Genomic DNA, 24,969 nt, shown 5'->3' with positions numbered 1-24,969 from the left:
TTTGATATTGATAAATTCATACGATGACAATTAGAGATATAACAAATCATATTGAAGAAATTGCTCCACTTTCTTATGCTGAAGACTTTGATAATGTTGGTTTATTAGTTGGAAACTATAAAACAGAAGTTACGGGTGTATTAGTAACTTTAGATACGTTAGAAGAAGTTGTAGATGAAGCAATAGAAAACAACTGTAATTTAATAGTAAGCTTCCATCCAATTATTTTTGGTGGATTAAAAAAATTAAATGGTAATAATTATGTCGAAAGAGCGGTTTTAAAAGCTATAAAAAACGATATTGCTATTTATGCGACACACACAGCTTTAGACAATTCTAATGTAGGTGTTTCTGCTAAAATGTGTGAAGTTTTACAACTACAAAACACAAAAACTTTAATTCCTAAAAAAGGAAACATAAAAAAACTAACCACTTATGTTCCGTTTAGAGACGCAAATAACCTAAGAGAGAAATTATTCGAAGCTGGCGCTGGAAATATTGGGAATTACGACAATTGTTCTTTTAATGTTGAAGGTAAAGGAAGTTATAGAGGAAATGAACATTCAAACCCTACTGTAGGTAAAAAAGGTGAGTTACAATATGAGGAAGAAACCTGTATCACTGTAACTTTTGAAAGTCATCTTGAAGGTAAAATTTTAGGACAACTTTTTCAAAATCATCCTTATGAAGAAGTAGCGTATGAAGTTATTACTTTAAACAACAAACAACAAAATGTTGGAATGGGAATGATCGGTGAGTTTGAAGAAGCAATTGATGAAAATGAGTTTTTAAAATTGGTAAAATCAACATTTAAAACAGGATGTGTTCGTCACTCAAAACTAATAGGAAAATCAGTTAAAAAAGTAGCTGTTTTAGGTGGCGCAGGTAGTTTTGCTATTTCAAATGCTATTCGCGAAAAAGCCGATGCTTACATCAGCGCAGACTTTAAATATCACGAATTTTATAAAGCTGAAAACCGCATTTTATTAGCAGATGTTGGACATTATGAAAGTGAACAGTTTACAAAAAACCTTTTAGTTGACCATCTTACAAAAAAATTTACTAATTTTGCGATTCGTTTAAGCGAAAAGAGAACAAATCCAATATATTATATTTAATAGACAATGGCAAAAAAAGAAGTAACGGTAGAACAAAAATTAAGAGCGCTATACGACTTACAATTAATTGACTCTAGAATTGATGAGATAAGAAGTGTTCGTGGTGAATTACCTTTAGAAGTAGAAGATTTAGAAGATGACGTTGCCGGATTAAATACTAGACTTTCAAACTTAGCACAAGATATTGATAACTTAAATACAGATATCAGTAACAAAAAGTTAGCTATCGAAGAGTCTAAATCGTTAATTAAAAAATACGCTGAACAACAAAAGAATGTTCGTAACAATAGAGAATTTGACTCTTTAAGTAAAGAAGTTGAATACCAAGAATTAGAAATTCAATTAGCAGAAAAAAGAATTAAGGAATTCAAAGCAAAGATTTCTCAAAAGAAACAAGTTGTTGATTCTACAAAAGAGAAATTAAACTTACAAGAAGGACATTTAAATGCTAAAAAATCTGAGTTAGACGCTATCTTAAAGGAAACTGAGAAAGAAGAGCAATTATTAATTCAAAAGTCTGAAGAGTTCTCTCAATCAATCGATGCTCACCTATTAACTGCTTACAAAAGAATTCGTAATAAAGTGAAAAACGGATTAGCTGTTGTATCAATTGAGCGTGGAGCTGCTGGAGGTTCTTTCTTTACAATTCCACCACAAGTTCAATTAGAAATTGCTAACAGAAAGAAAATTACTATCGATGAGCACAGTGGACGTATCTTGGTTGATGCTGCTCTTGCTGCGGAAGAGAAGGAAAAAATTGACAATTTAATCTCGTAATTAAGAGATACACAATATTTAAAAAGCGGCTTTATTAGCCGCTTTTTTTATTTATAAGATTCACATATTTTCACTTATACCTTAATCTGTTACAGTCATGGTTTAATCTCACAAGCGAAGTCAGATAGTCAGTAATTTAATGCTATCAAAACTTACTATTAACCTTTATTAGAGATTATCATGAAAACCGAATACGATATTATTATCATTGGTGGTGGTGCCATGGGATTAGCAACAGCGGCTGAGTTAGCTAACAGCAACAAAAACGTACTTGTTTTAGAACAATTTGGCTTTTTTAATGACAAAGGAAGTTCTGCCGGACTTTCCCGTCAATTTAGAGTTCAATATGCTCAAGAATACATGTCTAAACTCGCTTTAGAATCTATTCCATATTGGGAGAAACTTCAAAAAACAACAGACGAGCAACTGATTGACAAAGTAGGATCATTATGGTTTGGAGATCCAAGTATTAGTTCTCAAGAAGGAGGAATTCAAGCTGCCATGGATGTAATGGATAAATTACATATCCCCTACACTCCTTTAAACGCTGCTCAAATTCAAGAACAGTTTCCTTTCAAAGATATTCCAGAAGACTATAATGGATTCTTTCAAAATGATGGCGGAATCATTGATTTAAAAGCAACATTAAAAGCTTTATTCAATATTGCAAATAACGCAGGAAATATTGATTTGTTAGAATTCACTCCTGTAACTAACATTCAATCCTTAAACACTGGAATAATAAATGTAGAAACTGCAGAACACCTGTACACTACAGAAAAATTAGTTATTACTCCAGGAGCTTTTGTAAACGATATTCTAAAACATTTCGGACTATCTGTAAATGTTGATATCTGGGAAATGTCTTCAGCTTATTATAAGAAAACTGAGGATATAAAATTACCAACTTGGTTTGTATTTCAAAAACCACAAAACACAAGTTTATTTTATGGTTTCCCTGAGGAAAATTGGGCAAATCCAGGATACATTCGTGTAGCACCAGATATTCCAGATCGCATTCTTAAAGATCCTTCAGATAGAACCGGAATTCCGAGTGAAGAAAGTTTAGCACTAAACTCAGCTTGGGTTAGAGACCATATGATTGGCTTGGATGATAATCCAGAATTCACCTCTACTTGTTTAATCACTTTAAACAATAACAATAAAGAGTTGATGTTAGATACACTTCCTAATTGGGTACATAATCATAAAAACATTATTGTATACACTGGTGGTTGGGCTGCTAAATTCATTCCTTTATTAGGTAAAATTCTTTCTGACTTAGCTGTTAAAGGAAAAACAAAGTTTGATATATCACATTTTAAAATTCAATGGCCAGTTGTACGAGGTGAAATCAGTAATCGATTTTTAACTAAAGAAGCAAAAAGACAACAATTAGACGTTGCTATTGTTGGTGCTGGAGCTTCAGGATTGTATTCTGGTTACAGATTATTAAACGGAACCAATACAAAAGGAGAAAAACTGGATTTAGAGGTGGCTATTTTCGAAATGAGTGATCGTATCGGAGGAAGATTAGAATCCGTAAAACTTCCAGGAATGAATGTAGTTGGAGAACTTGGAGGAATGCGATATATGACGGAACAGAAAATTGTAACTGCGTTAATTGAAGATGTATTTTCTACTCAGTATGGTTTAAATCCAATTGATTTTCCAATGGGTGATGCTAATCATCATTTATATTATTTAAGAAAGCAACGCTTCTTTGCCAATAGATTTTCTCAATCTCAAATTACTGGAGAAAAGTTTAAAACTCGATATTTTGTTGAAGAACGGTTTGAAGGAAAGAGTTCAGATGATATTTTCACAGAAATTATTAGTGAGGTTCTAGAAGCAGATGGATATTCATTAAAACAAATTCAAGAAAATCCTAATCCACGTGAAGAATGGAACCGTGTTAAACAAGAACTTGTTTATCAATTTGATGGACCATACAAAGGAATAAAAGTTTATAAAATCGGATTTTGGAACTTATTAAAAGACCGTTCTTCTCAAGAATGTTATGAGTTCTTAGCACAAGCAGGAGGCTATTATTCAAATACGATCAACTGGAATGCTGCCGAAGCTTTCCCATACATGGTGGGAGATTTTGCTAGTGACTCCGTGAAATATAAAACTATTGAAGGTGGATATGATCAAATATTAACCTGTTTAGGAGATGATTTCATTCAACAAGGTGGAACGATTTACACTCGAAATAAACTAAAAACGTTCAGAAGAAACAAAGATAAACTTAGTGAGTACAAATACATTTTGACTTTTTACAATTTAAAGAAAGAAGAATACTACGAAGTTGAAGCTAAGGATATCATTCTAGGAATGCCAAAACGTTCTTTGGAGTTACTAGATCAAGACAATTTCTTCTTCAATCCAGAAAAAAATCACAAACTGCATAACAATCTAAACTCTGTTATTCCAGAACCATCAGTTAAAATATTACTTGGTTTTGAAGAACCTTGGTGGGAAGCTGGTTTAGGAGCAATGGCAGGAGAATCTATTACAGATTTACCAATGAGACAATGTTATTATTTTGGTGTTGATCCTGTAAATTCTCACTCGTTATTTTTAGCTAGTTATAATGATATGAGAACTGTTACTTTTTGGCAAGCATTAGAAGCTGGAGAGAAATTTCAAACTAGAGAAACGAAATTAGTACGTGCAAAAAACAGCAATTATGCTAATTATGAACACGCAAGTAAAATGATGGTTGGAGAAGTAATGAATCAAGTACGAGAACTACATGGACCAAATGTAGAAGTACCACCACCATATACCTCAGCTTATAAAGATTGGACTAAAGATCCTTATGGAGGAGGATATCACGCTTGGAAAAACGAATATAAAGTTTGGGATGTAATGCCTTACATAAGACAACCATTTGAAGAAGAGCGCATATTTATTGCTGGAGAAGCCTATTCAGATCAGCAGGGATGGGTTGAAGGAGCATTTTGTGTAACAGAACATATTATGCGAGAGAAATATGACTTAGAATGTCCAGATTGGTTAGATAAAGATTATTACTTAGGATGGTAAATAAAAAAAGCGGCTAAAAGCCGCTTTTTCCTGTTTGTTATATATACTTACTAGATTAAAAACTAATCAAAAGTTGTATTCAATTTAATGTAGTCTAAAAATTCTCTTTTAGTCTCTTTGTTTTTGAATTTCCCACCAAATTCAGCCGTTACAGTTGAACTCTCAATATCTTTAATACCACGAGAGTTTACACATAAATGTTTTGCATCAATTACACACGCAACATCATCTGTACCTAAAGCTTCTTGCATTGCTTGTACTACTTGCATAGTTAAACGCTCTTGAACTTGTGGACGCTTAGCGAAATACTCAACTAAACGGTTCATTTTAGATAAACCAATTACTTTTCCATTAGAGATGTAAGCAACATGAGCTCTACCTATAATTGGTAATAAGTGATGTTCACAAGTAGAATACACAATGATATTCTTCTCTACTAACATCTCTCCATATTTATAATTATTATCAAAAGTTGATGCCTTTGGTTTATTCTTTGGATTTAATCCCATGAATAACTCATTAACAAAAGCTTTTGCAACACGTTTTGGCGTACCTTGTAAACTGTCATCAGTTAAATCCATACCTAACGTTATAAGAATATCTTTTACGCTTTCCTGGATTTTTGCAATCTTTTCTTCATCTGAAATATCAAATGCGTCAGCTCTTAATGGCGTTGTTGCAGATGTTCCAACGTGGTTCTCACCTATTTCGTCTATTCTATCGTCTGTCATATTATTGTGGATCTCGAACATAACTTTTTGTTTAATGTTTTTTTGTAAAGATAAAACAAAAAGTTCTTTTTATTGTACTATTTTAATTATTTCCTTGATTGTAAGGAGTTTTTCTTCTCTTGTTTTTGTGTTTTTGAACTTTAACTGCTCATCTTCAATGGAAGTAATTACAAATTCTATGCCTCTTTTATCAACATACTTCCATTGCTTCTTTTGTTGGTTGTTACTTGTAGCAACATCTGGGTATAGCTCTGTCTTCACACCATTAGCTCGTAACTCATTAATTGCCTTCATTTTAGCTAAAGATTCGCTTTCATCAAAGTTTAAGAACAATACTTTTGGCTTTGGTAATTCAACTGCCTCAAATAGCCCTAATTCTTCCATTACCAAATAAATTCGATCTAAACCAAATGAAATTCCTACACCACTTACGTCTTTTAAGCCGAAAATTCCAGTCAAATCGTCATATCTTCCTCCGCCACCGATAGAACCAATTTTCACTTCCTTTGGAGCTGAAACTTCAAATATTGCGCCTGTGTAATAATTTAATCCTCTAGCTAAGGTTACGTCTACATCCAAATCTGAAGTTTGTAATCCTAATTCTGCTACACTATCAATTACAAAACGTAATTCTTCTACTCCTTTTGTTCCTTCTTCAGAAGAAGATAACATTTCAGCTAAAGAATTTAATTTATCATTATTGGTTCCTGTAAAATCAAACAAAGGTTGAACTTTTTCAATGGCTTCTTCAGAGATACCTTTCTCTAACATTTCTTTTACAACACCATCCTTACCAATTTTATCTAGTTTATCTAATGCAACTGTAAAATCAATAAGTTTATCTTTTGCTCCAATAACTTCAGCTATTCCAGATAGTATTTTACGATTGTTGATCTTAATCGTCGTTCCTTGAACATTTAACTTACTAAAAACTGAATCATATAATTGTACAAATTCAACTTCTTGCCATAACGATTGGCTTCCTACCACATCTGCATCACACTGATAAAACTCTCTAAAACGTCCTTTTTGCGGTCTATCTGCTCTCCAAACTGGCTGAATTTGATATCGCTTAAAAGGAAAGGTTATTTCATTTTGGTGCTGTACAACATATCGTGCAAAAGGCACTGTTAAATCGTAACGTAATGCCTTTTCAGAAATCTGAGTAGTTACTTTAGTACTATTCTTTTCTGTTAATAAATTCTCATCTACTTTATTTAAATAATCTCCAGAATTTAAAATCTTAAAGATTAATCGATCTCCTTCTTCTCCATACTTACCCATTAAGGTTGATGAATTCTCGAAACTCGGTGTTTCAATAGGTTGAAAACCGTACAATTCAAAAGAATGCTTTATCGTATTAAATATAAAGTTTCTTCTTGCTACTTGAGTAGATGAAAAGTCTCTTGTTCCCTTTGGAATTCCTGGTTTCATAAGTTATAAATCGATTAAAAAATAAATAGTGTTTATTTCAGCCTGCAAATATCCGAATTTATTGGCGGATTATGAAGTTTTATTTCGACGTTTTAACTGATATATAGACGCATTCAATTCAAAACCAAGTAATAATACAATTGCATTCAACCAAACGAATAACATTAAGATTAATAAAGTTCCGATTGAACCGTATAATTGATTGTATTTAGCAAACTTAACCACATAAATACCAAAAAGATAAAATGTAAACAAAGACACTACTGTTGTTAATAAAGCTCCTGGTGAAAAAAACTTAATTTGCTTTCCTTGTTTTGTTCCATATCTAAATAATAAAGACACTACAGTGTAAATCATTATTAAGAATAACAATCCTCTTCCTAAATAAAACAGGTTGAGTTCTCCGGTATCAAACCAACCAATGTCATCTATTTTAGATAATGCTATTTGATATAAGATAATTAATGTAACAGTAATGATTAAGAAAAAAGACATTAGTAATGAAACTCCAAGCGAAACTACGTAAGTTCTAAATACATTTCTGAACTCTCGAACGTGATAAGAGTATTCAAATCCTCCGAATATTGCATTAACTCCATTTGTCATTAAAAATATGGACGCTAAAAAACCAAAGGATAGTAATCCTCCATATTGATTATTTAAAATATCTTTAATCACACCATTAACTGCATCAAAAGTTTTTGGAGGTAATCCTTCACGAATTAAATCAAATAAACCTTCTTGAAATCCATCAATAGGTAAATACGGAATCAACGTAAGTATAAAAAGTAAAAAAGGAAAGATTGCCATAAAAAAACTAAACGCAATTCCTCCTGCTCTTGTAGTTAATGCACCTTTTACAATTCCAATGACATACATTTCAAGAACATCATACAACGATAGTCCTTCTAGACCTGGAATTTTAATTTGTTTCCCAAATCTTACTAACCAATTAATTACTGGTATTTTTTCTAGACTTTGTTCTATTTCTTTTGACATTAATTTTTGAAATAAATCCTGATTGTAAATTTACTTTGTTTTTTCAAGTTTTTGTTTATGTAGGCATATTTAATGTAGCATTATTTACATATTGAATATAATTATGGTGAGTTGCATAAAAAATATTCTTCACCTCTTCTTCACTGAAAAAATAGCTGTCAAGATAAATTGTTTCTTTTTTAAGATATTTAAACGTAGAAAAATACTTAAAAAACCTCCTAGACAAAGCTGTTTCGGAAGCCTCTAAAATTGATTCTTTAGGAACTTTCAACTCATCAAGTCTATACAAACAATACTTGATGACTTTAGGATCATATTCATCTATAGATTCAATTATTTCAACCAAACCATAAACATCTAAATTTCCATAATACTTTTCAAAATCAATCATAGCACTTTTATTTTCTGTTTATTCAAAAATCATTCTAACCTGATTTTATACTTCTCTAACAAGTTAGCAACATTATCCTTTGAAAATATAGCTTTTTCTACTTTGTTAGTTTCCAAATCTATTGAAAAGTTACGTGATGTTTTAAAATTTACATTTCGTAAATCTGTTTCTTCAAAAATAGATCCCAATAAATCACAATTATCAAAATAAGAAAATTGAACATCTGCTTGGGTAAAATCTACTTCTTTGATACTTGAATCTACAAACTGAAAATTTTGCACTTTTAATTGATAAAAAGAAGCATAATCCAATTGACAATCTTTAAAATTCATTCTTAGTAAGAAAGGATCAACTTCATAAAACTTGACACCTAAAAGTTTTGAATTGTAAAAATGAGTGTCTTTAAAACTAGAATCTTTTAAACGAGTATTACTCAAGTTACAGTCAATGAACTCACATTCTAGAAATTCAGAATTATTGATATGAAGCTCCGATAAATCACAACTTTTAAAGGTACAAGAATCAAAGTCAGTTTTACTAAGTTGCTCACTAGTAAAACTGACTTTGGTAAATGTTTCGTTATCGTAATATTCGTTCATATAAATTTCGAAAACTATAATTTGAATTCTGTAATATTATCTACATCGAAAATATGCGGATAGTGTTCTTTGATATTATTCACCATAAATTCTACTGGAACATCCTCAAAATGACCGTAATCATCAACATATTCCATAAACAGGCTTCCAGAACTGTTATACTGCTGCAAAAATGAATCATTTTCTCCATCAAAATCTAATGGATCAACATTAAACATTTTGCATAAAGCTGTATTAAATGCCGGTGACATTTTCAACCATTTCCCATCTAACTCTACATTAACCATTCCATGAGGAGTCAATTCATTAGAACCAAACTTTTCAGTTAAACGTTCAACAGCAATATGGTTTTTTACTTTTCCTAAGTGTAATCTTGCCGGAATTTCTAGAGCTCTTAAACAAGCAATTAGTAAAATGGATTTCTCGACACAATTCCCTGAAGAAATCTGACCAATATGACTGGCCTTATATTTTTCTTTAGAGAGACTTATTGTATACGGATCATAACGCCATTCATCTCGAATTTTTGTGTACATACGAATCGTTTTTTCTTTATCTGTCAACGATTCATCTTTAAATTCTGAGATTACATTCTGAATTACTTCATTACTATAATCGAAAAAATAAGTCTCTCTTAAGTAGTTCATATTTTAATATGAAAATTTACTTTAATCCTCTTGCCTTTAACATTGGTTCGGCTTGAGGATCTCTACCTGCAAAAGTTTTATACATTTCTGCATAATCCATTGTGCTACCTCTTGATAATACTTCTTTACGGAATTTATCTCCGTTAGCACGTGTTAACAATCCGTTATTCTTGAACCAATCGTATGCATCATGACTTAACATTTCTGTCCATAAATAAGAATAGTAACCTGCAGCGTATCCTCCGCTAAAAATGTGTGCAAAGTATGTAGAACGATATCTTGGTGGAATTTCATCTACATTTAATTTCATTTTCGCTAAAGCTTCTTTTTCAAATTTTGCAACATCATCAACATTTGAATCAACACTAATTGTATGCCATTGCATATCTAAGTTAGAAGAACATAAGTTTTCAATAATCGAATATCCTTGATTGAAAGTTCCAGCATCTTTAATTTTCTTCAATAAAGTATCTGGAATAACTTCTCCTGTTTTATAATGTAAAGCGTAGTTATTTAAAACCTCTGGATGTGTTGCCCAATTTTCATTTACTTGAGATGGAAATTCAACAAAATCTCTTGCTGTACTTGTTCCTGAAATTGAAGCATATTGCTGATCTCCAAACAAACCATGTAATGCGTGCCCAAACTCATGGAACATCGTTTCTACTTCATCAAAACTAATTAAAGCAGGCTCACCGTCTGCTGGTTTTGGAGAATTACACACATTATAAATAACTGGCTTTTGATTACGTAACTTCGATTGTTTTACAAAAGCGCTCATCCAAGCTCCTCCTCTTTTACTATCTCTAGCAAAGAAATCGCCATAAAACAATCCTAATTTACTTCCGTCTTCTTCAAAGATTTCATAAACTACTACATCTGGATGATACACAGGAATGTCTGTACGCTTTTTAAATGTCAATCCATATAATTTTGTAGCAGCGAAGAATACTCCTTTTTCTAATACATTATTGATTTCAAAGTATTGTTTTACTTCATTTTCATCTAAACTATATTTTGATTTACGAACTTTCTCAGCATAGAAATTCCAGTCGTATGGAGTTAATTTAAAATCTCCACCATTCTTTTTAATTTCAGCTTGGATTTCTTTTACTTCTGATGCCGCTTTCTCTAATGAACCTGGAATTAAGTTATTGAACATATCAAAAACTTTATCAGGAGTAGAAGCCATTGTTCCTTGTAAACTCCAGCTAGCATAATTATCGAACCCGAGAATTTTAGCTTTTTGAGCACGTAAAACAACCATTTCTTTTACTAAATCTGAAGTATTGTATTCTCCTGCATCTGTTCTATGAATAGATTTATTGAATAACTCTCCTCGAACTTCTCTGTTTTCTAAAGTTTGTAATGAAGGTTGTTGCGTTGTATTAATTAATTGGATTTCATACTTTCCATCTTTCTCTAGCGATTTGATTTTTTCTTCAGAAAATCCTTTTAATTTATCTTTATTATCAACTACAATTCCACCTTTCTTGCTCGCATCTAATAACTTCTTTCCAAAGTCATTTGATAAGCTTGCTAGTTTTGCATTTATATCTTTTAGCTTCGCTTTATCTTCTTCAGATAAGTTAGCTCCAGCTTTTGCAAACCTTTTAAACGTTTCTTTCACTAAATGTTTAGATTCATCATCAAGATTTAAAGATTCTAAGTTACTATGAACGGTTTTAACTTTTTCAAACAACTTCGTGTTTAATAAAATCTCATCTTGATGCTTGGAAAACTTTGGTGCTAATTCTTTCTGATTTTCTTTAATAACATCATTCGTATGTGCTCCAGCTAAAGCATAAAATACAGCAGTTACATTATCTAATGTTTTACTACTTTCTTCTAAAGCCAAAATGGTATTTTCAAAAGTTGGTGCTTCTGTATTCGCTGCAATTTTTGCAATTTCTTCATTTTGAATTTCCATACCTTTTAAAATTGCAGGCATAAAATGTTCATTCTTAATTTTTGTAAAATCAGGTGCTCCGTAATCTAAAGTACTTTTTACTAATAATGGATTTTCTGAAGTACTCATATCGTTTGTTTCTTTTTTAGATTCTTTGGTATTACAACTAACCGCTAAAGCAATGGTTGCAATGAAAATATATTTCTTCATGTATTATGTATTTGATTAATCTATAGCTTTTAGACTTAAGTCTAAATTATATACTGAATGTGTAAGCGCACCAGAAGAGATAAAATCTACTCCACATTCTGCATACTTACGAATTGTTTCTTCGTTAATTCCTCCAGAACTCTCTGTTAAACATTGTTCTCCAATAAGTTCAACGGCTTTTCGAGTATCTTCATAATTAAAATTATCTATCAAAATACGATACACTCCTTCATTAGATAAAATCTCTTTAATTTCATCTAAATCTCTAGCTTCAACAATAATTTTAATATCGAGTTCTTTCTCCTTTAAGTACTGTTTCGTTTTAGTAATGGCTTGAGTAATTCCGCCTGCGAAGTCAATATGATTATCTTTAATCATAACCATATCATATAAAGCGAAACGATGATTCTCTCCTCCTCCAATTTTTACGGCCCATTTTTCAAGTGCTCTAATTCCAGGAGTAGTTTTACGAGTATCTAAAACTTTTGTCTTTGTTCCTTCTAAAAGATCCATGAAGAAACGAGTTTTCGTAGCAATCGCACTCATACGTTGCATAGCATTTAATACTAAACGCTCTGCTTGTAAAATAGACTGTGATTTTCCTGATACGTAAAATACAATATCACCATAGGTTACTTTTTCTCCATCATTGATTAATGTTTCAACTTCAAGATTAGCATCAACATATGCAAATACCATTTTAGCAAATGCTACACCAGCAATAATTCCTTCATCTTTTACTAATAATTTAGCCTTTCCTGAAGCATCTGCAGGTATACAAGATAATGAAGTATGATCTCCATCTCCAATATCCTCGCGAATAGCATTTGAAATAATTAAATCGAGTTCTGTATTAAATTGTTCTTGTGATATCATTCTATTGTTGTTATAGATGTAAAAATAGCATTTTCTATACAACCAATAATATCTTTAAGACACAACTCTTTTGAAGTGGTTTATAAATAAGAATCTCCGTAGTACATTAACAAAATGCTAATGATCCATTTTGCTCTTGATAACTTTCCCTTCATAGCATATTTGTAGGCTCTTTTTGTTAAGAATTTCACATAACGTTCTTTCGGAAATTGTTTCCTAATCTTATAAATGTAATAAGGAATCCTTAGATCTTCATGAGAATACCCTATTCGAGTAAGATCTTGTAATTGTTCTACATGTTTATACCCATGTTCTTCGGTTGGTTCTATCATAGTTCCTTCGCCAAAGTCATTCCATGTCGCAATTTGAACGAAATCAACAGGATGTTTTGTAGTTTCAACAAAAGAATTCACTAAAGGTTCATCATCAAAACGATCAATAGACCACTGTCTTGAATCTGCAGGTTTCCAACCTCCTTCTACATAAAAATCATGAAACCCAGGATAAGAAACTCCACCTATCACATCATTGAAATCTACATTATAATTGTAATAACCATATAATGTGTTTAAATGCCCTCTATCAATCCAAGCAAATTCTCCATTCGTGTTTTGCCTTCCAATTACATCTTGAGCACCCCATAAGGTTAAGACATTATATTTTTCTTCAAGAGAACCTAAAATTTCATTCCAATCTTGTTCTTCATCTATATAATTTGGACCGAATATCATTAACAATTCTTTATCATCAATTCTAATGTAATTATCCATATCAAAATAAGTGCTCTCGATATACTGCAAATCATTCTTTGCTTGACTTATTTGAATTGGGGTTAAAGCTCTTGCTTGTTCATGAATTACTCTATCCTCATACATCACAGCAAACTCAATATCCGTCTTATTCAATTGTTTTAAGAAACTTTCCATTCCTTCTTTTATATTGTTAAAATCTAACACATCCCTCATTCCATACCAATCGAAAATAACTCCATCAACACCACTCAATTTCATTAACAATAAGTGATATTGCTGTAAATCTTTGTCTTTAGTAGAATATGGACCAATTTTAGGATAATAGTGAGAAGCAATTTGTCGTCTGCCATCTTCATGAACTACCTCTGGATTTTGGTTTGTCATCGTCCAATGTTGTCCCCAATACCCATCTGTTTCTTTAGATTGAAACCAAGGCATATAATGCACATATACAGGCTGAGAATTTGATGATTTTTGAATTGTAATCTGAGCATCTAACTGCTTATCTGATATTAATGATTCTTCTGAAAACACCTCTTCTATATCAGGAAGTTTTGCACTGTCAAACCATTTTTCATAGAGTTTAACATCTTCTGGGGTTGTAGTATTTGTAATTGTTGTATTGTTTTCGATGAAGTCATCTGTTTCACATGCTGATAGGATAAATAGACATATACCTAAAAGCACTAGTTTCGGGGGGCACTTTTTAATCATAGTTTGGTAATCAAGTATTTACAGCCATAAATTTATTTAATTCTATTCTAGTAATTTATAGGAATATCACTGTTTTTTGATGTAGTTTTGCTTTAAATATTTTTTATGAAGATCAAATTACTTGCTGTTGGTAAAACAGATGACAAGAATTTAAACCAGTTAATTGAACTATATCAAAATCGGTTAAAGCATTATGTTAAGTTTGAACTTGATATTATTCCTGATATAAAAAATGCTAAAAACTTATCTGAAGCTCAGCAAAAAGAAAAAGAAGGTGATTTAATTCTTTCTAAACTTCAAAATACCGATCAACTTATTTTACTTGACGACAAAGGAAAACAATATACTTCCATTGAATTTTCTCAGTTTCTTCAAAAGAAAATGAACTCTGGAATTAAGCAATTGGTTTTGGTAATTGGCGGACCTTATGGTTTTTCAGAAGCGGTTTATAAAAAAGCCGGCGGAAAATTATCTTTATCTAAAATGACTTTTTCCCACCAAATGATTCGATTATTTATTGTAGAGCAAATTTACCGCGGATTTACCATTTTAAGGAATGAACCATATCATCATGAATGAGAATAAATCAACAGACAAACCTTAGAGGTTTAATTTGAAATTTAATTATGGTCGAGCTCCAATAAAAACTTTAATCTGTCATTATGAAAAAGACCAAAAGCTGAATAGTTATGAATTTAAATTATATTTCATTAAGTCTAGATTACAATACTTATATTGTTACTGATAATGAACTCCGTTATGATTTTCAAAAGCATGTAGATTTTATTAATGATTATTTTTCTAAAAGAATTCGAAAATATAAGTTCAAAACTGATGGTACTTTTAACATGATTGACGTTGCTTTATCTGAATATGATTTGCAATCATCAGCCATCGTACCTTCTAAAGTATTACGAGTGAATTTAGCTTTTGATAAATTAAGGTATGAAAAAGCGAAAACATCTGAAGATTGTAGCTATTATTTAGATTTACTGGAACAAGGATTTAAAAAAGCTTGGAAGTTTAAACCAATTCCCTTAGAAAATCTTTTAAACTTGATAGATGAATTTAAAAAAGAAAATTGCTTAAACAAGTGGATTCATAAGAAGAAAAAATTTAAAGGAGATGATTTAGAATTAATCCTCACATGTGAAATAACAACGTATTCTTTCCAATTATGGTTAACAGGAAAGAAAATAAGCACACAAGAGGAGATGATTAATGGTATTATAATGCGAACAGAAACTGGATCTTCAATCTACGAAGGAATGTTTAAAAATATCATAATAGATGAAAATATTGTAATTACAGATAAAAGTGATAGTCCGAGAATAATCGTAGATAAACAGGCTCTTTTTAACAAAGAATTACTGTTTGAAATAAATGGTGACTCTGAAATAAAGAAAATACTAACCTATGGGCTTTAATTCTAAGCGATCACTCTCTCTAGCTTATAATTATTGATATAAGTAAGAAACATAATTAGTTTTATATTCAACCACGTTATTTTAAAAGGTAGAGTGGTTTTTTTGTGAGTTAACAACTACAATCATCTACTCAAAATCTAATTCCTCATACACAAACTCATTTGAGATTTCTTCAATATTCCCTACATATTCTTTTCCTCGTAATCTACTTACGGTATGATAATTCAATAAACTTTCTGGATATGATTCAATGAGGTTTTCAATTTGGTATATTTCACTATCCTCCGTAATTGGGTTTAGCCATTTTTCTTCAGTTTCCTCCGTTAAAATTAAAGGCATTCGAGGCGCTTTTAATTTTGGGTTATTGTGTATTTTAGATAACAGTCCGTTTGCTGCTGTAGTAACTATAGTGAATGACGTAAATATTCCTTTATCAGGATTTTTCCATTCATTCCAAAGCCCAGCTAATACAATTGGGTCCTTGTCTTTTCTATAAATGTAAAATGGATAAGTAGCTTTGTTATAATGATGATGTTCATAAAAACCATCTATATAAATTAAACATCTATTGTTTTTTGCGGCTTGTTTAAAAGATGGTTTTTCAAAAATGGTTTCCCCTCTTGCGTTTAATGTATTATTCCATGTTTTTTTCATTTGCTCTTCATCACTCACCCAATGTGGAACCAATCCCCAAGTAGCAACAACAGGAAATTCAGGATCTTTATCTGTGTAAATGAGCATTTCTGGATGACTAAATCCTGAGGCATGATGGATTGGTAAATCTGTATCCGGAACCAATCTTTCCATAATTTCTTCTACAGCAGACCAATCTCCTAATCGTTTTGCTCTTTTCAATTGGGCTTCTAAACTCGCTTTAACATCATAACACATAAGTACATTATTGAATTACAACAAGATACACAATTAACGACAAAACATAATTACTTTATTTTTCTTACTACTTTTATAAAACATCTAAAAACTTAACTATAGTAGTTAGATCTAAGTAAAATTCATGCTTATGGGAAAACATCTAAGTCAAATTCATCTAAATATTAGTGATTTTTTAAAAGATAATGGTTTCAAACTTATTAAGTCTAAAGATGTTTATGAGAAAAAGCAAGGTGACTTTAAATTTATTATTAGATTTTTCTCCCATACTAGAAGTTATGAAACGGCTATAGAAATGTCTATTTATATCGAACATTTACCTACAAGTAAAATATATAAAAAAGCGACTTCTTTTAAATACTTGGTAGGTACAATCGGCAACGAGATCGGTAAAATTAGAGATAATGATGAAAATGAGATTAAAAGTCATTTTTCGGAAAACATCGTTATAGAATCGGAGGCCGATGTAAAAGAAGCATCTAATATTATATTAAATCTTTATGATAGTATTGCTAATCCATATTTCAATAAATATGGCAGTTTACATGTTATTGATAAAATATTAAATGATTCTCCAAATATTATTTCTGTTCATAGAAATGATCAATACAATAGATATTCTTTAGGCTTAATTATTGCAAGACTAAACAATAGAGAAAATTATGATGAGTTAGAAAAAACCTACAATGAACTAATTAAAGAAATGGCTGATATTTATATTGAAAGATATGAACTAGTTAAAAAGTATTTAAAGGAAGCTCTAGATAGTTAAAATATGTTCTACATTTTCATAACTGACGGAAGCTTCATCAATCAGTCAAAATTTAGAAACCTATATTTACATCCATTAACAAAAAACACCTTATGATATAGGTACCAGAATGAAAGAAAGCTTTGGAAGATCAAAAAAACATATCAATACCAACAAAACCTATTTAAATCCATTATTACACAAAAGATCAAAAGCTATAAATCAATAATAATGAGTAAATGCAAATCAATCTCTTTAATTATTTTAATTACTTTAATAAGTAATTGCTCTTTTAAAAAAGAAGAGAGAAAATCAAGAAGTTTTATAACTGCGAAAAAAACGGATTCAATAAATCCTGAAATCGGCAAAAAAAATCGAGAGATATTCGATGAAAGAAATAATGATTCAATCGTCTCTAAAAATCGTTTAGATACTGAGAACATAAAATATAGTGAAGAAAAAATTACTGAAGTTTTTAAGAACTGTAATGAAACATTCGATAGCTTTTTTAAAAAATTTGCTAAGGATAGTGTTTTCCAAAAGAGCAAAATTAAATATCCGTTAAATTTATTATATAATGATTATGAAATTGATAGTATCATAATCGTAAAAACTTACTATACAAAAAATGATTATAAATATTTTGATTTCTCTAATGATAAAAATGCTATGAAAAGAAGTTATGATAAGTATAATGTTGAAATTGAAAAATCAAAAAATCTCGTTAAATATCGTCATATAGGATATGATAACGGAATTTTGAACACATATACTTTTAAATTAATTTCTAATTGTTGGTATATGGTTGAGATTTTAGACGAATCAACATAAACAAATTACTAATTTACAACAATATACATATTTATAACTAAACTTTGTTTTTGCAAAAAACAAATAAACTGCGTGATTTGATTTATCATTATATATTTCTTTTATTGAGGTAAAAATGTAATATGATTAGATTTATATCAATAGTTAGCTTATTCTTTTTGTTCGTTTCATGTCAAAACAAAATTGCAAAATCTCATCCCAAGCAATCAGTGAAAAACAAAACTTCAATTGAAGTAAAAAATTCAAAGGAATCAGATGTTGTTATTTCTCTTAGTGAGTTTTTATATGAAAACAAGACTGATGAAATCCAAATTTTAAATCAAGATGGTACTATTCATTCTAAATTAAAAAGAGGAAAATATTCTTTTAACAAATCCGATTTCAATTTAATAGAGATAGACGAAAGCACTTATGAAAATCCCATTCACTCCATAATTTTTTACCCAGAATACTTGGCTTGGTATGTTCTTGCTAAAAAAAAGGGTAATAAGTTTATTATTAATTCAAAAGATGGTGACAAATTCATTGAAAACTCGAACGTACAATTTTATAGTATTGAAAGTTTTCTAAGAAAATTCCCTATCGGACTAACAACTCAAAGTCCACTTAGAAAAGAAAAATCAGATTCTTCAAATGAAATAGAGGACTTTTTAAATTATGATTATAGAGTTATTGAAGTTAATGAAGATTGGATAAAGGTTAAACTAAATCCCGATACTCCTCCTGGAGAAAAAAGCTATAAAGAACTAGGTTTAACTAGAGAAGGTTGGGTCAAGTGGAAAAAAGAAAATGAAATACTAATAAAATTCTTTCTAGCTATTTAATCCAAAGTTTATGTTTAACTGAAATAAAATTATAGAAAAAGATGCGCAAAATCAAGAGAATTAATTTTTACAGTTTCACTTTATGTTTTTTGGTATTTGTTTCTTCTTGTAAGACTTATAAAAAATTTAAAGAAGAGTCAAATAGTATAATTGCTTCTTATTTACATAAGAAACATGACAGTATTATTATAAGTAGAGCTAAAACAAAGGAAGAAATTAATGAGCATCGAGATTACTTTAATAGATTAGAAAACATGTTTATTGAAGACAGAGACTTAATGATAAAAAGAAATGATTTTAATCAATCTTCTAAATATATTTTGATCGAACGTTATGCTGGCGGTATTTTTAAATATAATTCATTTCTTTTTAACAAAAAAGAGAATACTGTTTTTGTAAGCTATAATAGTTCTTCGAATCTATATAATGATTTAGATACCTTTAAAAAGGATTATCCAGATATTTTTAATTTATATAGTCAGATTATTGAAGGAATTAATCCTTCAGAACAACGAATTAAGAAAGACGAAACAATTGGAGATGATTATTTTAGATATTCAAAACCAATTGTTACAATAATAAACAATAATAAGATTATTGACTTTTATGAAGTTAGAACTGAATAACTATAAATAGCAAGAATTTTAAAATTTATTTAATTATGAAAATTAAAATTATTGTTAGCCTTCTAATCTGTCTAGCTGGCTTCTATTATACTTGGAACTTACAAACTCAAATAAAGGAGTATCGAAAAATAATCGAAACCCAAGAACCTATTTCATATACTATTATTGAAACTAGAAAAACAAGTAGACCTTCTGATAAAAGTACGAACAAAGGACATTCCTTGACTATAAACTATAAGAATAAAAAATACACCATAAATATTAGTTCAAATCAATATCGAAAATTGAGCACAGGAAATCAAATTCCTCTTTATAACTTTTCATCAAAAAACAAAATAATCTCGTTATTCGATATTCAAGGAAGAAATAGAGCCTCTGTATTCATGTTTTCAATAAGTTTAATAGTACTTATATATGGAGCATACCTCATTATGAAACTGTTCAAATAAGTCAAAATTTAGAAACCTATATTTGCATCCATTAACAAAAACACATTATGAAAACTAAATTTTTATCGTTTATACTTTTATTAGTCGTAAATAGTATCGTCGCACAAAAAAGCTTTGAAGGAGTAATTACTTATAAATTAAGCTTTCATGATAAAACTGGTGAAATGTCAGATGAGGAAGCTGCTCAATTTATGGGATCAGAACAAGTTTATTACATTAAAGGAAATAAGTACAAATCTGTAATGAATGGTATGTTAAGTATGAGCCAATATTATACTGGGAAAGATTCTATTTATACTAGAATGGCTACTGGAAATAATTTAATGTATTTAAAATCAGACGAGCAAAAAGAAGAAGTTCTTTCAATGAAAGAGAAAAAATCTGCTGCTAAAATTATGGGCAAGAATTGTGATTTATTAGATATTAAAACTAATGAAGGAACAACTCAATACTATTTTACTTATGACTTTAAAGTAAATCCTGAAGACTATAAAAATCATAAATATGGATTATGGTATTACTGCTTAGATAAAGCTAATGGCTCTTTACCTGTAAAACTTATTATGGATACTGAAGAACTAAAACTTACAATCGAAGCCGTAAAAGTAGAAAACAAAGAATTAGATGATGCTATTTTTGAACTTCCAAAAGGAATGAACATTATAAAAATGCCTGAAGAATAGTTTTGAAACTAAAAATATATTATAAAAATCTCGGAAAGTAATTTTCCGAGATTTTTTATTTTCTTAATAATTCACCTCCTCCTATTCGCTAATAATGGTGGCGGATTTCCATTAAAAGGATTCCATCGCGCAATACTCTTTGCTTCCATTCCTTTTGCTCGCATTACGGCTCTGTCTCCATAACGTTCTCTTAATTTATCCATGGCTGTGTATAAATTTAGAATCTTCTCGTCATCATCAAACAAGTCAATTTGATGTCCGCCTTCAACCAAATGCGAAAACCGAACTCCAATTAAACGAACTAACATTCTTCGTTTGTATAACTTCTTGTACAATTCTTTTACAACAGGAATTATTTTATGATCGGCCGCACTATACGGAATTCGTTGTTGTTGCGTATAGGTTTGAAAGTCGGAATAACGAATTTTAAACGTAATACAGGACGTCAATTTATTTCCTCTTCGCAATTGAAATGCTAAATTCTCTGCAATAGCCACAATAATACTTTCTAGCTTTCGCACATCCGTAGTATCTCTATCAAAAGTTCGCTCCGTAGAAATCGATTTTCTTTCATGGTACTGAATAACCGGACTGTTATCAATTCCATTTGCTTTTTTCCAGATAGAAACTCCGTTTTTACCAAATACTTTCGCCATCATTTCTAATGGCATTTCCTGTATGGTTCTAATCTTTTTAATTCCTAAATCACATAACGATTTGTAGGTAACCTCTCCTACCATTGGAATTTTCTTCACAGAAAGTGGAGATAAAAAAGGTTTTTCAGTTCCTTTTTCAATTCGAATTTGATTATTAGGTTTTGCTTCTCCTGTCGCAATTTTAGAAACCGTTTTGTTAACGGAATGTCCAAAAGAAATGGGTAATCCTGTTTCTCGTATAATTTTTTGACGCAATTCAGAAGCCAATGTATGACAACCAAAAAACTTATCCATTCCCGTAAGATCAATATAAAATTCATCTACCGAAGTTTTCTCATACAACGGCACCGAATCTTTAATTACTTCGGTTACCAAATCAGAATACTTCGAATATATATGAGAATTTCCTCTAATAATAATTGCTTCCGGACATAATTGCTTTGCCATTCGCATTGGCATTGCTGAATGAATTCCAAACGTTCTTGCTTCATAACTACATGAAGCCACTACTCCTCTATCGGAAGTTCCGCCAATTAATACGGGTTTTCCATTCAATTTACTATCTAACAATCGTTCACATGAAACAAAGAATGTATCTAAATCCATATGTACTATTGATCTGTTTGTATTCATGACACTCTTTTTTTAGGTTTAGGTCTTTGTGCTTTTCTACTATCGGCATATCGGGGATCTTCAACAATAGCAAGCCTTTCCATCATTGTTGTTTCTACAGTAATACAATCAAACTCTTCCATAACCTTTCCTGTAATTCTATAAATTCCTTTTCCTCTAAAAGGATATTTTTGCGCTACTGGAGGAAAATGTACCGAGTCTATAAAATCACCATCTACATCTAAAAAAGTTCCGAAAAACATTTGCTTTCCTTTAGATGTTTTTGTCTTTTTCACAGTTACTAAATATCCTTCTATCACAATTATTTTTCCAATGTAATTCACAAGGTTTTTCATTCGGAAAGCACTCAGGTTCTTATCTACCAAAAGATTAAACGGATTTGAAAGTGGAAATCCTAACAGTTCAATTTCATCAAAAGCATTTTCTAATTGAGTAGATGTTAATTTGGGAATTTCATATGCAGCTCGCTCTACTTGAAAAAGTGAAATATTGAACTCATCAAAAGTTACTTTATTAATTTTCATATGCGCTTCCCATAACAACTCACGTTTGTGTTTTCCGAAGTCACGAAAAGCATCAATTTTAATTAAAATGGTAATCTGTTCAATAGAAATTGGTACACGTTCAATGAAATCATCTAGTGATAAAAAACGTCCATTATTAATTCTTTCATTAATAATTTTAATTGCAGTTTTTGTTTCAAAAGATTGCAAAAACATAAAACCTAGATAAATATCTTTTCCTTCAATAACAGCTATATACTCACTATGATTAACACAAGGAGCTAAAATATTTCCACCATGTAACCGCGCTTCGTGAATGTACAGCTCAACACTATAAAAACCACCAGAATTATTAATCGTTGCCACCATATATTCTAATGGAAAATAAGCTTTCAAGTACAAACTTTGATAACTTTCTACAGCATAAGAAGCCGAATGTCCTTTGGCAAAAGCATAGCCTGCAAAACTTTCTATTTGTCGCCAAACTTCCTGAGTGAAATTCAAATCTTTTCCTGTATTTCTACAATTAGAAAAAAATTGTTCTTTTACTTTTAAAAACTCATCTCTAGATCTGAATTTACCAGACATACCTCGTCTGAGCATATCGGCTTCACCTAAAGTTAATCCGCCAAAATAATGCGCTACTTTAATTACATCTTCTTGATACACCATAACTCCGTATGTTTCTGGCATGATATCTAGCAGTACAGGATGAGCGTCTTTTCTTCTTTCAGGATAACGGAAACGTAAAATATATTCTCGCATCATTCCTGATTGTGCTACTCCTGGTCGAATTACAGAACTCGCTGCCACCAAACCCAAATAGTTGTCTACTTGTAATTTTTTCAACAACATTCGCATGGCTGGTGATTCTACATAAAAACAACCTATAGCTTTAGCATTTTTAAGCAAGTATTTGATTCTAAGGTCTTCTTTAAACTTTGCTATGTTATGAATATCTATTGGAGGTAAATCTGCATGATTCTTCGCAACAATTCCAACTGCATCTTTAATTTTTCCTAATCCTCTCTGACTTAAAATATCAAACTTATACAATCCGATATCTTCAGCGATTACCATATCTATTTGAGTAGTCGCAAATCCTTTTGGAGGTAAAAAAGTTCCGCAATAATGATGAATTGGTTTTTCGGAAATTAAAATTCCTCCTGCATGAATTCCTAAATAGTTTGGAAAACCTTGAATGAATTTACTGTAAATAACAACAAGTTGAGATAACTTATCTAACGTTTGATAATTATAAGTTCCAGATGACAATACATCTATTTCACTTTTGGGCAAACCAAACACTTTTCCCAATTCTCTTATCGCCGCTCTATATTTAAACGTATTATAAACGGTAATTAAAGCAGTGTTCGGAAATCTTTTGAAAATAAAGTTGGTAATATCATCACGGTCTTGCCATGAGAAATCAATATCAAAATCGGGAGGATTTTTTCTATATAGATTGATAAAACGCTCAAAATACAAATCCAATTCTATAGGATCTACATCTGTAATTCGAAGTAAATAGGCGATAATACTATTGGCTCCACTTCCTCTTCCCACATAAAAGTACCCTTTAGATCGAGCGTATTTTAAAATCTTCCAATTAATTAAAAAGTATGAAACAAAACCTTTCTCCTTAATAATCTCCAATTCTTTTTTAATTCGTACATACACTTTTTCGTCAGCTTTAGGATAGCGATACTCTAAACCTCGATAGCTTAACTTTTCAAGAAGTTTATAATCCAAAGCTTCATTGGCCGTATATGATTTTTGATTATTGGGTACTTCTCCAGAAAAATCAAACACCACATTACAACTACTCAGTAGATCTTTAGTATTCGAAATTATATCTGGATAATGTTCAAAGTATTTCTCTATCGTTTCTTCTGAAACAAATTGATGCCATAGTTCACCTTGTTCAGATTCATGTAACCGACTTAATAATTCATTATTATCAATCGCTCTTAATAATCTATGTGTATTAAATCCTTTTTTATTCTGAAAACTTACGGTGTGTAATACCACCAATTTATCTAACTTATTTTTCCATTTAGAAAAAGGAAGTTTTGCTAATTCTTGATACGAAATGCCAATAAATTCATTCGGTAATAACTCAAAATCGATGTTCTTCTGAAAAGGGTAAACCACATAAACATCTTGCATTAATTTAGAACGCTGTGGAATCTGATATGTATCCTGATGTAAAAACTCAGATAAATATGCATTTATGTTTTCAAAGCCAGTATTGTTTTTCGCAATAAGCACAAATTCTTGGTTAGCTCCATTACGAAAATCTACACCAACAACAGGCTTCACACCATACTTAGAAGCTGTTCTTAAAAACTCTAAACAAGCAGAAGTATTGTTGATATCAGTTAACGATAACGTACTAATATTAAAACTTCTAGCAAGTTCTAAAAGTTCTTCTATAGCTATTGAACCATAACGTAAACTGTAATATGTGTGACAATTTAAAAACAT

General features: G+C 30.6%; 23 protein-coding genes. 11 read left to right on the top strand and 12 right to left on the bottom strand.

Features of this window, described 5'->3' with window-relative positions:
• The first annotated feature begins 23 nt into the window (after positions 1-23).
• From ABNT61_RS17585 to ABNT61_RS17575, 3 genes are all read left to right on the top strand, one after another.
• Positions 24-1,118, top strand: coding sequence for a Nif3-like dinuclear metal center hexameric protein (locus ABNT61_RS17585; protein ID WP_348744173.1), 1,095 nt, complete (start codon positions 24-26; stop codon positions 1,116-1,118).
• 6 nt (positions 1,119-1,124) lie between these two features.
• Positions 1,125-1,895: a hypothetical protein gene (locus ABNT61_RS17580; protein ID WP_348722122.1), complete on the top strand. Its 771-nt coding sequence runs from the start codon at positions 1,125-1,127 to the stop codon at positions 1,893-1,895.
• A gap of 180 nt (positions 1,896-2,075) precedes the next feature.
• Positions 2,076-4,946, top strand: coding sequence for an FAD-dependent oxidoreductase (locus ABNT61_RS17575; RefSeq protein ID WP_348744172.1), 2,871 nt, complete (start codon positions 2,076-2,078; stop codon positions 4,944-4,946).
• A 62-nt stretch (positions 4,947-5,008) separates the two neighbouring features.
• Here ABNT61_RS17575 and folE read toward each other — a convergent pair whose 3' ends face one another.
• The 9 genes from folE to ABNT61_RS17530 all read right to left on the bottom strand — a co-directional run bounded on the left by folE (position 5,009) and on the right by ABNT61_RS17530 (position 14,208).
• The gene (gene folE / locus ABNT61_RS17570) at positions 5,009-5,698 is read right to left on the bottom strand and encodes a GTP cyclohydrolase I FolE (RefSeq protein ID WP_348713416.1); all 690 of its coding nucleotides are present in this window, start codon (positions 5,696-5,698) and stop codon (positions 5,009-5,011) included.
• Between the two features lie 48 nt (positions 5,699-5,746).
• Positions 5,747-7,111, bottom strand: a complete 1,365-nt coding sequence (gene hisS / locus ABNT61_RS17565; protein ID WP_348744171.1) for a histidine--tRNA ligase — start codon at positions 7,109-7,111, stop codon at positions 5,747-5,749.
• A 69-nt stretch (positions 7,112-7,180) separates the two neighbouring features.
• Positions 7,181-8,110, bottom strand: a complete 930-nt coding sequence (locus tag ABNT61_RS17560) for a YihY/virulence factor BrkB family protein (protein ID WP_348744170.1) — start codon at positions 8,108-8,110, stop codon at positions 7,181-7,183.
• Between the two features lie 55 nt (positions 8,111-8,165).
• Positions 8,166-8,501 (bottom strand): hypothetical protein, encoded by a 336-nt coding sequence (locus ABNT61_RS17555; RefSeq protein ID WP_348744169.1) that lies wholly within the window; start codon positions 8,499-8,501, stop codon positions 8,166-8,168.
• Positions 8,502-8,530: 29 nt separating this feature from the next.
• Positions 8,531-9,100, bottom strand: a complete 570-nt coding sequence (locus tag ABNT61_RS17550) for a pentapeptide repeat-containing protein (RefSeq protein ID WP_348744168.1) — start codon at positions 9,098-9,100, stop codon at positions 8,531-8,533.
• Between the two features lie 14 nt (positions 9,101-9,114).
• A complete protein-coding gene (locus tag ABNT61_RS17545; protein ID WP_348744167.1) occupies positions 9,115-9,747 on the bottom strand; it encodes a transglutaminase family protein in 633 nt (210 codons plus the stop codon).
• A gap of 16 nt (positions 9,748-9,763) precedes the next feature.
• Complete coding sequence (locus ABNT61_RS17540) at positions 9,764-11,866, bottom strand: M3 family metallopeptidase (RefSeq protein WP_348744166.1); 2,103 nt, start codon at positions 11,864-11,866, stop codon at positions 9,764-9,766.
• Between the two features lie 15 nt (positions 11,867-11,881).
• Positions 11,882-12,742 (bottom strand): carboxylating nicotinate-nucleotide diphosphorylase, encoded by an 861-nt coding sequence (nadC, locus tag ABNT61_RS17535; RefSeq protein WP_348744165.1) that lies wholly within the window; start codon positions 12,740-12,742, stop codon positions 11,882-11,884.
• Between the two features lie 80 nt (positions 12,743-12,822).
• Positions 12,823-14,208 (bottom strand): glycoside hydrolase family 71/99-like protein, encoded by a 1,386-nt coding sequence (locus tag ABNT61_RS17530; RefSeq protein ID WP_348744164.1) that lies wholly within the window; start codon positions 14,206-14,208, stop codon positions 12,823-12,825.
• Between the two features lie 105 nt (positions 14,209-14,313).
• Here ABNT61_RS17530 and rlmH point away from each other — a divergent pair, with 105 nt between their 5' ends.
• Positions 14,314-14,787 (top strand): 23S rRNA (pseudouridine(1915)-N(3))-methyltransferase RlmH, encoded by a 474-nt coding sequence (gene rlmH / locus ABNT61_RS17525; protein ID WP_348744163.1) that lies wholly within the window; start codon positions 14,314-14,316, stop codon positions 14,785-14,787.
• Positions 14,788-14,897: 110 nt separating this feature from the next.
• A complete protein-coding gene (locus ABNT61_RS17520; RefSeq protein ID WP_348744162.1) occupies positions 14,898-15,635 on the top strand; it encodes a hypothetical protein in 738 nt (245 codons plus the stop codon).
• Positions 15,636-15,761: 126 nt separating this feature from the next.
• Here ABNT61_RS17520 and ABNT61_RS17515 read toward each other — a convergent pair whose 3' ends face one another.
• Positions 15,762-16,526, bottom strand: a complete 765-nt coding sequence (locus ABNT61_RS17515; protein ID WP_348744161.1) for an SOS response-associated peptidase — start codon at positions 16,524-16,526, stop codon at positions 15,762-15,764.
• Positions 16,527-16,656: 130 nt separating this feature from the next.
• On the opposite strand from ABNT61_RS17515, the gene ABNT61_RS17510 reads away from it, so the two are divergent.
• The 6 genes from ABNT61_RS17510 to ABNT61_RS17485 all read left to right on the top strand — a co-directional run bounded on the left by ABNT61_RS17510 (position 16,657) and on the right by ABNT61_RS17485 (position 20,690).
• The gene (locus ABNT61_RS17510; protein ID WP_348744160.1) at positions 16,657-17,298 is read left to right on the top strand and encodes a hypothetical protein; all 642 of its coding nucleotides are present in this window, start codon (positions 16,657-16,659) and stop codon (positions 17,296-17,298) included.
• A gap of 210 nt (positions 17,299-17,508) precedes the next feature.
• Positions 17,509-18,108, top strand: a complete 600-nt coding sequence (locus ABNT61_RS17505; RefSeq protein WP_348744159.1) for a DUF4348 domain-containing protein — start codon at positions 17,509-17,511, stop codon at positions 18,106-18,108.
• Positions 18,109-18,230: 122 nt separating this feature from the next.
• Positions 18,231-18,932 (top strand): hypothetical protein, encoded by a 702-nt coding sequence (locus ABNT61_RS17500; protein ID WP_348744158.1) that lies wholly within the window; start codon positions 18,231-18,233, stop codon positions 18,930-18,932.
• Positions 18,933-18,973: 41 nt separating this feature from the next.
• On the top strand, positions 18,974-19,558 hold the full coding sequence (locus ABNT61_RS17495) for a hypothetical protein (protein ID WP_348744157.1): 585 nt from the start codon (positions 18,974-18,976) through the stop codon (positions 19,556-19,558).
• Positions 19,559-19,593: 35 nt separating this feature from the next.
• Complete coding sequence (locus tag ABNT61_RS17490; RefSeq protein WP_348744156.1) at positions 19,594-20,007, top strand: hypothetical protein; 414 nt, start codon at positions 19,594-19,596, stop codon at positions 20,005-20,007.
• 47 nt (positions 20,008-20,054) lie between these two features.
• A complete protein-coding gene (locus tag ABNT61_RS17485) occupies positions 20,055-20,690 on the top strand; it encodes a hypothetical protein (protein ID WP_348744155.1) in 636 nt (211 codons plus the stop codon).
• 71 nt (positions 20,691-20,761) lie between these two features.
• Here the strand turns inward: ABNT61_RS17485 and dinB are convergent, their stop codons facing one another.
• Together dinB and ABNT61_RS17475 are read right to left on the bottom strand one after the other, a co-directional pair.
• A complete protein-coding gene (gene dinB, locus ABNT61_RS17480) occupies positions 20,762-21,979 on the bottom strand; it encodes a DNA polymerase IV (RefSeq protein WP_348713398.1) in 1,218 nt (405 codons plus the stop codon).
• Positions 21,976-24,969, bottom strand: coding sequence for a DNA polymerase III subunit alpha (locus ABNT61_RS17475; RefSeq protein ID WP_348744154.1), 2,994 nt, complete (start codon positions 24,967-24,969; stop codon positions 21,976-21,978). The genes dinB and ABNT61_RS17475 overlap by 4 nt, the downstream gene beginning before the upstream one ends.

The organism is Tenacibaculum sp. 190524A05c (assembly GCF_964036595.1).
Taxonomy (GTDB): domain Bacteria; phylum Bacteroidota; class Bacteroidia; order Flavobacteriales; family Flavobacteriaceae; genus Polaribacter; species Polaribacter platacis.
Note: the sequence above shows the minus strand (reverse complement) of the source record. Positions and strands in the feature narration are given on the sequence as shown.